General features: G+C 63.2%; 6 protein-coding genes. 5 read left to right on the forward strand and 1 reads right to left on the reverse strand.

Features of this window, described 5'->3' with window-relative positions:
- Positions 1 to 17: 17 nt before the first annotated feature.
- Positions 18 to 2,720, reverse strand: a complete 2,703-nt coding sequence (acnA, locus tag PROAA_RS14860; RefSeq protein ID WP_186412086.1) for an aconitate hydratase AcnA — start codon at positions 2,718 to 2,720, stop codon at positions 18 to 20.
- Between the two features lie 150 nt (positions 2,721 to 2,870).
- Here acnA and PROAA_RS14865 point away from each other — a divergent pair, with 150 nt between their 5' ends.
- The 5 genes from PROAA_RS14865 to PROAA_RS14885 form a co-directional block, all read left to right on the forward strand.
- Positions 2,871 to 6,365 carry a class I SAM-dependent DNA methyltransferase gene (locus PROAA_RS14865; protein ID WP_186412087.1) on the forward strand — a complete coding sequence of 1,165 codons (3,495 nt, stop codon included), beginning with the start codon at positions 2,871 to 2,873 and terminating at the stop codon, positions 6,363 to 6,365.
- Between the two features lie 38 nt (positions 6,366 to 6,403).
- Entirely contained in the window at positions 6,404 to 6,601 is a 198-nt protein-coding gene (locus PROAA_RS14870; RefSeq protein ID WP_186412088.1) for a DUF2283 domain-containing protein, read from the forward strand.
- Positions 6,602 to 6,702: 101 nt separating this feature from the next.
- Complete coding sequence (locus PROAA_RS14875) at positions 6,703 to 7,539, forward strand: GGDEF domain-containing protein (RefSeq protein ID WP_186412089.1); 837 nt, start codon at positions 6,703 to 6,705, stop codon at positions 7,537 to 7,539.
- 138 nt (positions 7,540 to 7,677) lie between these two features.
- Positions 7,678 to 8,859 (forward strand): FIST signal transduction protein, encoded by a 1,182-nt coding sequence (locus tag PROAA_RS14880; protein ID WP_222102294.1) that lies wholly within the window; start codon positions 7,678 to 7,680, stop codon positions 8,857 to 8,859.
- Positions 8,860 to 8,863: 4 nt separating this feature from the next.
- Positions 8,864 to 9,043, forward strand: a 180-nt coding sequence (locus PROAA_RS14885) for a hypothetical protein (RefSeq protein WP_222102295.1), incomplete at its 3' end; no start/stop codon positions are given.

Consider the following 9,043-nt stretch of genomic DNA (forward strand, 5'->3'; position numbering starts at 1 on the left):
CTATCGGATCGCGGCGATTATCCCTTGAGCAACTGATCCAGCACGTAGGGCAGGATGCCGCCGTAACTGAAATATTCAACCTCGATGGGCGTATCGATGCGGCTCAAAAGGGGTCGCTCGATGCGCTCTCCATCGCTCCGTTCGATCACCAGGGTGAGTGTTTGCTGCGCCGTCAAACCGGCGTCGAAGCCGACAATGTCAAATTTCTCGTCGCCACGCAAACCCAGTGTTGCGGCCGAATCTTCACCGACGAATTGCAGCGGCAGCACGCCCATACCCACCAGATTGGCGCGATGGATGCGCTCGAAGCTGCGCGCGACCACGGCCCGCACGCCGAGCAGGCGAGTCCCTTTCGCGGCCCAGTCGCGCGACGAGCCGGTGCCGTATTCCTCGCCGGCAATCACGATCATCGGCGTCTCTCGCGACGCGTAGGCCATCGCGGCCTCGAAAACAGTCGTCTGGCGCCCGTCAAGCAGCGTGTAGCCGCCTTGCGGCTGTCGACCCTCGCCGTCGAGGGGCAGCATCAGGTTGCGCACGCGCACATTGGCGAAGGTGCCGCGCATCATGACCTCGTGGTGCCCGCGGCGCGAACCGTAGGAATTGAAATCCTTCCTTTTGACGCCCTGTGCCAGCAGCCATTGCCCGGCAGGCGTCGTTTCGGCGAAAGACCCGGCCGGCGAAATGTGATCGGTCGTCACCGAGTCGCCGAGGATGAGCAGCGCCAGCGCCCCTTTGATGTCACCCGTCCCGGTCGTCGGCAGTTCGAGGAAGGGCGGGCAGGCAATGTAGCTTGATGACGGCCATTCGTACACCTCGCCAGCCGGTGCCGGCACGGCGTTCCACAGATCGTGGCCGGTGGTGAAATCGCCATAGCGCTGGCGGAAAGTCGCCGGGTCGAGGGCAAAAGGCAGGATCGCGTTGATCTCATCCGAGCCCGGCCAGATGTCGCGCAGATAGACCGGCTGACCGTTGTCGTCGCAGCCCAGCGGCTCATGGGTGAGATCGATATTGACGCGGCCGGCAAGGGCAAAGGCGACGACCAGCGGCGGCGAGGCCAGGAAGTTGGCGCGCAGATGCGGGTGAATGCGCGCCTCGAAGTTGCGGTTGCCCGAGAGCACCGCAGCGGCCACCAGTTGATGCGCGGCAATCGCCGTATTGAACGACGGATCGAGGTCGCCGGCGTTGCCGATGCACGTCGTGCAGCCGTAGCCGGCGAGCGCGAAGCCAAGCGTGGCCAGCGGTTCGAGCAGCCCGGCCTTTTCCAGATAGTCGGTGACCACGCGCGAACCCGGCGCCAGCGAGGTCTTGATGTGCGGCTTGACGCGCAAGCCCTTGGCGACGGCCTTCTTCGCCAGCAAGCCGGCGGCGATCATCACCGCCGGGTTGCTGGTGTTGGTGCACGAGGTGATAGCGGCGATCAGGATGTCGCCGTGCCCAAGGTCCACATCCGCCCGGTCGGTTGGATAGCGTTTTTTCAGGGTTTCGGCCGGGCGGGCGAAGCCGTCGGCGGATTCCGGCGCGCTGAGCTGGCGGTTGAAGGCCTGCGCCATGTCGGGCAGCGCGATACGATCCTGTGGGCGCTTCGGGCCGGCCAGCGACGGAACGATGCTCGACAGATCGAGATAGACGATGCGCGAATAATCGATCTCGCCGGCCAGCGGAATGCCGAACATTTCCTGCGCCTTGAAATACGTCTCGAACAACTCGCAGGCCGCTTCATCGCGCCCGGTAGCGCGCATGAATCCGACCGTGTTCTCGTCAACCGGGAAAAAGCCCATGGTCGCTCCATACTCCGGTGCCATATTGGCCAGCGTGGCACGGTCGGTGACCGACAGCGTCCGCGCACCGGCGCCGAAATACTCGACGAAGGTGCCGACAACCTTCTCGCGGCGCAGCAGTTCGGTCACGGTGAGCACCAGATCGGTGGCCGTGACGCCCTCGTTGAGCTGGCCGGACAACTCCACACCGATCACGTCCGGCGTCAGGAAATAGACCGGCTGGCCAAGCATCGCTGCCTCCGCCTCGATGCCGCCAACGCCCCAGCCGACGACACCGACGCCGTTGATCATCGTCGTATGCGAGTCGGTACCGACCAGCGTATCCGGAAACACCAGCGTCCCTCCCGGCTCCGCTTTCTGGCGCAGACCCTGGAACAGGTATTCGAGATTGACCTGATGCACGATGCCGATACCCGGCGGAATGACATGGAAGGTGTCGAAAGCCTGCATGCCCCATTTCATGAACTGGTAGCGCTCGCGGTTGCGCTCGAACTCCAGCGCCATGTTCTGCTCAAGCGCCTGCGGCGTGCCGTAGTAATCGACCTGTACCGAGTGGTCGACGACCAGATCGACCGGCACCAGCGGCTCGATACGCTTGGGGTCGACACCGCGCGCCGCCGCCACCTGACGCATTGCCGCGAGATCGCAGAGCAGCGGTACACCGGTGAAATCCTGCAACACGACGCGTGCGACGACGAAGGGAATCTCCTCACTGCGCGGCGCGTTCGGCTGCCAGTTGGCCAGCGCGCGAATATGCCGCTCGGCAACGCGCTGGCCGTCGCAGTTGCGCAACAGCGATTCGAGCACGATGCGCAACGAAACCGGCAGTCGCGAAATATTGCCGATACCGGCGCGCTCAAGCGCAGGCAGCGAGTGGAACAGCGCTTCGGTACGGCCGGCTGCAGGCAAGCGCGAAAGCATATTGAAGAGCAGTTGTGCCATGGCGAGTCTCCCTATATCCCAGTGAAAACAAGAGCATGAAAAACCAGTCTACTGTTTTTGAGACAGGCTACGCGTGCGGATGTTCCGGTGCAATGCGGCCATGCCACGGCACGACCCCCCCGAATTCTTCCTTATGGCATACTCTCCGACATGACCGAACACCGCCCGGACATCATGCCTGACTTCGCTGCCAGCCCAACGCCATCGCTGTCCCCCGCAGCCTTCCTCGCGCGCTGGCAGGACGCCGACGGCTCCGAGCTGGCCAACTACCAGTTGTTCATCACCGATCTTTGCCGCGTGCTCGGCGTTCCCTCGCCCGACCCGGCGCGCGAAGATACGCGGGACAACGCCTACGTCTTCGAGCGGCGCATCACCTTCCGCCACGGCGACGGCAGCAGCTCGACCGGGCGCATCGACTGCTACAGGCGCAGCCACTTCGTCCTCGAAGCCAAGAAGATCAAGCTTGGAGTTACGAGCAAGGGATTCGACGACGCCCTGCAGCGCGCCCGCGGCCAGGCCGAAAGTTACGCCCGCGCTTTGCCTGCCGGGGAGGGCCGGCCGCCTTTCCTGATCGTCATCGACGTTGGCCGGGTGATCGAGCTGTACGCCGATTTCACCTGCTCCGGCGCCACCTACACACCGTTTCCCGACCCGCGCTCGCACCGCATCAAGCTCGCCGACCTGTGCCATCCGGACGACGCCACCCTGCGCGCGCGCCTCAAGGCACTGTGGCTCGACCCGCTGGCGCTCGACCCCTCGCGCGCTTCGGCCAGGGTCACGCGCGAAATCGCCGTACATCTGGCGCGCATCGCGCGGACGCTTGAAGACGCCGGCCACCCACCCGAACTCGTCGCCGGCTTTCTCACCCGCTGCCTGTTTTCGATGTTCGCCGAAGATGTCGGCCTGCTGCCCAAACAGAACGGCCAGGGCGCGTTTCGCGCGCTGCTCGAAACGCTGCAAGGCAACCCGCAGCAATTCGTCCCGCTGCTCGCCGCCCTGTGGCGCGAGATGGACAGTGGCGGCTTCTCGGTGGTTCTGCGCGAAACGCTGCCGCGCTTCAACGGCAAGCTGTTCAAGAATCCCGAAGTAATCGCGCTCGACCGCGACCAGATCGGCCTGCTCATCGAAGCCGCGAGCGCCGACTGGACGCAGGTCGAACCGGCGATCTTCGGCACCCTGCTCGAACGCGCGCTGACGCCGAGCGAGCGGCACGCTCTCGGCGCGCACTACACGCCGCGCGCCTACGTTGAACGGCTGGTTCTGCCGACCGTCATCGAGCCGCTGCGCGACGAATGGCGCAACGTGCAGGCCGCCGCGCTGCTGCTCGCCAACGAAGGGAAGCTGGCCGCGGCACACGCCGAAGTCGACGCCTTCCACCATCGTTTGTGCCAGATTCGCGTGCTCGACCCGGCCTGCGGCTCGGCAAACTTCCTCTACGTCACGCTCGAACACATGAAGCGCCTCGAAGGCGAAGTGCTCGATCAGATGCACGTTTTCGGGGCGGGTTTTGGTGGATCGCAGCAGCGCCTCGAAGCCGAAGGTCTGACCGTCGACCCGCATCAGTTTCTCGGCCTCGAACTCAACCCGCGCGCTGCCGCGATTGCCGAACTCGTGTTGTGGATCGGCTACCTGCAATGGCACTTCCGCACGCAGGGCAGCGGACTGCCGCCGCAGCCGATCCTCAAGGATTTCAGGAACGTCGAATGCCGCGACGCGGTGCTCGCCTGGGACACTGTGGAAACGGTGCTCGACGAACGCGGCATTCCGGTCAGCCGCTGGGACGGCGTGACGATGAAAACGCATCCGGTCACCGGCGAAGCGGTTCCTGACGAAAACGCCCAGAGGCCACTGGAACGCTACATCAACCCGCGCAAGGCCGAATGGCCGCAGGCCGACTACATCGTCGGCAACCCGCCGTTCATCGGCAACAAGCGTATGCGCGACGCGCTTGGTGACGGTTACGTCCACGCGCTGCGCACTACGTGGAGCGATGTGCCCGAATCGGCCGACCTCGTCATGTTCTGGTGGCACTATGCCGCGCAACTCGTCGCGGCGGGAAAAGTCCGGCGCTTCGGTCTGATCACCACCAACAGCCTGACGCAAACTTTCAACCGCCGTGTCGTACAAGGTGCTCTGGGCAAGGGCGTGGCACTCGCCTTCGCCATCTCCGACCACCCGTGGGTCGACAATGCCGACGGCGCGGCGGTGCGCATCGCGATGACCGTCGGTACGAGCGGCAGCGGCGACGGCCGGTTGCTGACCGTCACCGACGAGCGCGAAGGCAAGGGCGACGGGCTGAACGTGACGTTGTCGGAGCAGGTCGGATTGCTGCACGCCGATTTACGTGTCGGGGCAAACGTGTCGGCAGCGCAACCGTTGTTGTCAAACGGTCGCATTTCGACTAACGGATTCATGCTGGCTGGCTCGGGCTTCATCGTTGCGACGGAAGATGCTGCCCGCCTTGACGCGGATGCCCCCATCAAACGCTACCGCAATGGCCGCGACCTGACCGAAAGACCCCGCGACGTGCGACTGATCGATTTTTTCGGCCACGACCTCGACGAAGTCCGTCGTCTTTGGCCGGCAAGCTATCAATGGGTTCTAGAGCATGTAAAGCCGGAGCGCGACCAAAATAATCGCGTGAGGCTTCGCGATTGCTGGTGGTTATTCGGCGAGGTGCGCAAGACACTGCGTGCTGCGATGGCTGGTTTACCACGCTATATCGCTACCGTCGAAACGGCCAAGCATCGCACCTTCCAATTTCTCGACGCCACCATTGCGCCAGATCATATGTTGATCGCCATCGCCCTGGCTGATAGCCATTATCTGGGCGTGCTGTCGTCGTGCGTGCATGTCGCCTGGGCGCTGGCGGCCGGTGGCACTCTGGAGGATCGGCCGCGCTACAACAAGTCCCGCTGCTTCGAACCTTTCCCCTTCCCAACCGCCACGCCCGAACAAACCGCCCGCATCCGCGATCTCGCCGAACAACTCGACGCGCACCGCAAGCGCCAACAGGCGGCGCATGAAACGCTGACGCTGACCGGGATGTACAACGTGCTGGAAAAGCTGCGTAGCGGCGAAGCGCTGACCGCCAAGGAAAAAGCAATCAACGAGCAGGGGCTGGTCAGCGTGCTGAAAACCCTGCACGACGAACTCGACGCCGCCGTGCTCGACGCCTACGGCTGGAGCGACCTGACCACATCACTCGCCGACCCAGCGCAGAAGGAAGCGGCCAGCGAAACCCTGCTCGTCCGCCTCGTCGCGCTCAACGCCGAACGCGCCGCCGAAGAGGCACGCGGCGAAATCCGCTGGCTACGGCCGGAATATCAGCACCCGGCCGGTGAGCCGCTCCAGTCGGTCATCTCCATCGATGCTGCCGTGAGAAGCAAGCAGGACGCGGCTTCCAACGAAGCCATGCCGCAGATCGCCATTTTACGCGCTCCCTGGCCGGCTGCACTGCCGGAACAGGTCGCCGCCGTCGCCCGCGTCCTCGCCGCATCGCCCATCCCGCTCAGCGAAGCCGAGCTGGCCGCGCGCTTTACCGGCAAAGGCGCATGGAAGAAGCGCCTGCCGCAGATCGTCGACACGCTGGAGGCCCTCGGCCGCGTGCGCCGGCAAGGCGACGTGCTGACCACCGCCGATTAATTGCGAAACAGTGCGGATAGCGACTAGACTGGCACAACATGAACATTACGTACTTTCAGGACACCGATACGCTGTATATCGAATTCCGCAAGGGCGAAATCAGCGAGACACGCGATCTCGATGAAAACACTTTGCTCGACCTGGATGCGGCGGGGCAGATCGTGGCATTGACCATTGAGCACGCCCGTGATCGCGCCGATATTCCGCAGTTTTCTTTCGAGCAGATTGCGGCCTGAACGGCAGCGATACCACATCGAAGATCGCCATTTCAAGCGCCAATAACATTCCGCAGATCGTCGACACCCTCGAAGCCCTCGAATTTACCGGTAGCCCGATAATGATCAGAAGCCTGACGCTGGCGCTCTCGAGGAACAGGATAATCACCGCGCTTGCGTTCCTGTTGGTGGGCATTGCAGGCATCGATTTTTATTCGGGCAGCGAAATTCGTGTTTACCCGTTTTACTTCATCCCCATTGCCCTGGCCGCGATCAACCTGGATGGAAAAGCCGCCAAGCTGACGGCAATGATTTGCGCAGCACTTTGGGCTGTTTCCAACTATGGCGCGGGCCCGCACTGGAGTTCGCATCTGATCTGGGTATGGAACGTTGCGATCCACGGCGCTGCCTTCCAGCTCGTTGCCCTGCTGGTTTCCGGCCTCAAGGAATCCAAGCTCAGGGAAATCGATTTGGCTCGATCGGACTGGCTGACCGGACTGCCAAATACCCAGGCCTTTCATGAGCAAGCGCCTCAACTGCTCGCCTTTTGTCGACGTGCGGCGCATCCCGTTGTAATGGCGTACATCGACCTCGACAACTTCAAGGCGGTGAACGATAGCTTCGGGCATCAACGCGGCGACGACGTTCTTCGGATCGCCTCGCAAGCCATGAAAGCCACTTTGCGAACCAGCGATCTGCTGGCGCGACTCGGCGGCGACGAATTTGCCGTTCTGCTCCCGAACGCCACACCCGAACAGGCAAGGGAAACCCTGGAGCGATTGCGAGAGGCCATCGCGGCCAGCATGCGTGCTGCCGGGTGCGATGTCACGGCAAGTATCGGCGCTGTTTCCTACCTGAATACGCCGAGCCTCCTGGACGAACTGATCGCTGCGGCGGACGCGGTCATGTACGAAGTAAAGGAATCCGGCAAGAACTTCGTACAGGTCAAGAAGTATTGAGGCAGGGCGGAATTGGCGAGGCTTCCATCACACCATGATCGGCTGCTTGGGCTGAAATCGCGGTGTTATCATGCCCCTTCATCCCTTCCGTCAATTTGTCGGCAACGACGCGATAGCAGCGCAATCAGGTTCTGACGGATGGCATGCCGTTTCCAGGCTTTTGCCGATTGCACCGACGCGGGAGAGGATATGCGCGTTTCCCAGGAAGTTCTTGATGCCCAGGGCCGCTGGAAGATAGACGGCAAGCCTGTCCGGAATGCCGGTCTGGTGCTGTTTTTCGGCGGCCGGGCGCTGCTCGAAGATCCCGCCGCGTTTCAGCAGATGCGGCAGCGCCACCCTGCGGCCATCCTCATGGGCTGTTCCACGGCCGGGGAAATCTGCGGCACCCGGGTCAGCGACGACACCATCGTTGCCACCGCGATCGAGTTCGAACATACGCAATTGCAGCTAGTCACGACAACGGTTGGCGACGCCGCCGACAGCCGGGCGGCGGGTCGGCGGCTGGCAGGGTCGCTCGATTCGCCGGGCCTGGTGCACGTTTTCGTGCTGTCCGACGGCCTGCATGTCAATGGCTCCGAACTGGTCAATGGGCTTCGCGATCGCTTGCCACAGGGGGTGGTGTCGACCGGAGGCCTGTCCGGTGACGGCGCCCGCTTCGGGCGCACACTGGTGAGCGCCAACGCGCCGGCAGTGGAGAAACAAATTGCCGCGCTGGGCTTTTACGGCGATCGGCTCCGCGTCGGCTTTGGCTCGCTGGGCGGCTGGGATCCGTTCGGCCCGGAACGACTGATCACCCGCTCGCGCGGCAACGTGCTGTTTGAACTCGACGGCGAATCCGCATTGACCCTGTACAAGAGGTACCTTGGCAAGCACGCCACGGGATTGCCGGCCACCGGACTGCTCTTCCCGCTGGCACTGCGTGTCGCTGCGCAGCAGCAGCCTGTGGTACGTACCATTCTCGGCGTCAATGAGGCCGAACAGAGCCTGACCTTCGCCGGCGACATGCCGGAAGGGGCGCATGCACGCTTGATGAAGGCGAATTTCGAACGCCTGATCGACGGCGCCGTCGACGCGGCGCGGATCAGCCAGCGCCTTGCCGACGGCCCTCCGCAACTGGCCATCCTGATCAGTTGCTTCGGGCGCAAACTGGTGCTCAAGCAACGCATCGAGGAAGAAGTCGAGGGCGTCCGCGACGTACTGGGTGTGCACACGGCATTGTCCGGATTCTATTCGTACGGCGAGATTTCACCGCACACCCCGAACGCCGACTGCGAGCTGCACAACCAGACCATGACGATCACAACCCTGAGCGAAACCTGAAGCGATGCACAGCCTTCTTCTCCGCCAGATCAAGCGTTACCTGGGGTCGCCCGACGAAATCCCGGAAAACCTGCTGCCGTTCCTCGAAGCGATCAGCGCCAGCTATGTCGCGGACGATTCCGACCGCTCGCTGATCGATCATTCGCTGGATGTCATGTCCACCGAACTGGAGGAGCGGAATCAG

The organism is Candidatus Propionivibrio aalborgensis, assembly GCF_900089945.1.
GTDB lineage: Bacteria > Pseudomonadota > Gammaproteobacteria > Burkholderiales > Rhodocyclaceae > Propionivibrio > Propionivibrio aalborgensis.

What these genes read in the sequence shown, in the direction of transcription:
- acnA (WP_186412086.1), bottom strand. Translation starts at nt 2,720, where the DNA reads ATGGCACAACTGCTCTTCAATATGCTTTCGCGCTTGCCTGCAGCCGGC.
- PROAA_RS14865 (WP_186412087.1), top strand. Translation starts at nt 2,871, where the DNA reads ATGACCGAACACCGCCCGGACATCATGCCTGACTTCGCTGCCAGCCCA.
- PROAA_RS14870 (WP_186412088.1), top strand. Translation starts at nt 6,404, where the DNA reads ATGAACATTACGTACTTTCAGGACACCGATACGCTGTATATCGAATTC.
- PROAA_RS14875 (WP_186412089.1), top strand. Translation starts at nt 6,703, where the DNA reads ATGATCAGAAGCCTGACGCTGGCGCTCTCGAGGAACAGGATAATCACC.
- PROAA_RS14880 (WP_222102294.1), top strand. Translation starts at nt 7,678, where the DNA reads ATGGCATGCCGTTTCCAGGCTTTTGCCGATTGCACCGACGCGGGAGAG.